The organism is Magnetospirillum sulfuroxidans (assembly GCF_018224925.1).
Lineage (GTDB): Bacteria > Pseudomonadota > Alphaproteobacteria > Rhodospirillales > Magnetospirillaceae > Magnetospirillum > Magnetospirillum sulfuroxidans.
Map to the genome: position 1 here is coordinate 1 of NZ_JAGTUF010000048.1, position 1,674 is coordinate 1,674.

General features: G+C 60.9%; 2 protein-coding genes and 3 tRNA genes. 3 read left to right on the forward strand and 2 right to left on the reverse strand.

Annotated features, from left to right (window positions below; all coding sequences use genetic code 11):
• Window positions 1–89: 89 nt before the first annotated feature.
• Both KEC16_RS19550 and rlmB read right to left on the reverse strand, forming a co-directional pair.
• Window positions 90–164 (reverse strand) — tRNA-Thr (locus tag KEC16_RS19550).
• A 150-nt stretch (window positions 165–314) separates the two neighbouring features.
• Window positions 315–1,160 carry a 23S rRNA (guanosine(2251)-2'-O)-methyltransferase RlmB gene (gene rlmB, locus KEC16_RS19555; RefSeq protein ID WP_211552091.1) on the reverse strand — a complete coding sequence of 282 codons (846 nt, stop codon included), beginning with the start codon at window positions 1,158–1,160 and terminating at the stop codon, window positions 315–317.
• A 112-nt stretch (window positions 1,161–1,272) separates the two neighbouring features.
• Between rlmB and KEC16_RS19560 the strand changes: the two genes are divergently transcribed.
• The 3 genes from KEC16_RS19560 to KEC16_RS19570 form a co-directional block, all read left to right on the forward strand.
• Window positions 1,273–1,358: transfer RNA gene (locus KEC16_RS19560), tRNA-Tyr, on the forward strand.
• A gap of 57 nt (window positions 1,359–1,415) precedes the next feature.
• A tRNA-Gly gene (locus KEC16_RS19565) sits at window positions 1,416–1,489 on the forward strand.
• Window positions 1,490–1,561: 72 nt separating this feature from the next.
• A partial coding sequence (locus KEC16_RS19570; protein WP_132295269.1) for a GTP-binding protein occupies window positions 1,562–1,674 on the forward strand: 113 nt, incomplete at its 3' end.

Below are 1,674 nucleotides of genomic sequence, written 5' to 3' on the forward strand. Positions count from 1 at the left end.
ATTTGTTCGTCGTCTTGCTCATGATGCCCCTACTTTCTCAGAAGTTGGAGCCTCCGGCAAACCCGGGGCGGTTCAGTCCTGGGTAGATATGGTGCCGGCGGCAGGATTCGAACCCGCGACCTTCGGTTTACAAAACCGCTGCACTACCACTGTGCTACGCCGGCATTCTCTACACAAAAACCACACAACCACAAAATGGCCCGCGAATCCCGCAGAAAATAAGGGCCGTAGAACCGGCCACCCGATTACAAATCAGGTGCTCTACCAGCTGAGCTAAACCGGCTCCGTGCGTGTCACGCCTGGATCGGGGGAAATTAATGGGAAGTGGGGGCGCTCGCAAGGTCTTGTTCCCGCACTAATTCGTATAAGGCGATGGCGGCGGCGTTGGAGACGTTCAGGCTTTCCACCAAGCCGGTCATCGGCAGTTTGACCAGATGGTCGCAATGTTCGCGGGTCAAGCGGCGCAAACCCTCGCCTTCGGCGCCCATGACCAGGGCGATCTTGCCCGACAATTTGGCGGCGGCGATGGTGTTGGTGGCTTCGCCGGCCAAGCCGGCGGTCCAAAATCCGGCTTCTTGCAATTGCTCCAAGGCGCGCACCATGTTGGTGACGCGGACCAGCGGCATCACCTCTAACGCGCCCGATGCGGATTTGGCCAGGGCGCCGGTTTCCTCGGGGCTGTGACGGTCGGGGACCACCACCGCCAGGGCGCCAAAGGCGGCGGCGGAGCGCAAGATGGCGCCGACATTGTGCGGGTCGGTGACCTGGTCCAGCACCATGACCACAGCGTGCTCGCGTCCCTTGGCCATGCGGCCGACGTCTTCGATGCCCAGACCGTCCAGATGTTCGGCCAGCACGGCGATGCCCTGGTGCACGGCGCCGGGGGGAAGCAGACGATCCAATTCGGCGCGGTCGGTGGTTTCCTCGCCGGGCAACGGTCTTTTGCTGCGCGCATGGGCGAGGGCGGGGGCGTGGGTGCGCAGCGCCTCGGCGGTCAGGACGATGCGACGAATTTTTCGGTTCTTGTTGGCGAGGGCGGCGACGACCGCGTGCACACCATACAGCCAAAGTTGATTCGATGGCAGTTTTGCAGGGCGTTCAGCCCCCTTGCCGGCATCGCGTTTGTGGTTGGATTTGCTGCGAGAATCCCAGTTGGTCATGACGTCTCCTTGATGACAATGATGTAGCCCTCCTTTTTCGAGTTGACAAGGCCGCGAAAATTCCCATATTTCGGCTCTCCCGTCACCTCGGCTTAACCGCCGGGGACGGTGTGGAGGGGTGGCCGAGCGGTCAATGGCAGCAGACTGTAAATCTGCCGGGGTAACCCTACGTTGGTTCAAATCCAACCCCCTCCACCATTCACTTCCGGGCCGGGCGAAGGAACTTCGGTTCTGCTGCAGGGTGGGGCGCTTCGGGCGGGTGTAGCTCAATGGTAGAGCAGAAGCCTTCCAAGCTTACGACGAGGGTTCGATTCCCTTCACCCGCTCCATAAGGCGCGCCCAACTCGGGTAAATTTCGGCACGACCAGCGCGGCAGCAGCCGCCGATCAGGTGGGTTTAAAATGGCTAAGGCAAAATTCGAGCGCAATAAGCCTCACTGCAATATCGGCACCATCGGTCACGTTGACCATGGCAAGACCTCGCTGACCGCTGCCATCACCAAGGTGTTGGCCGA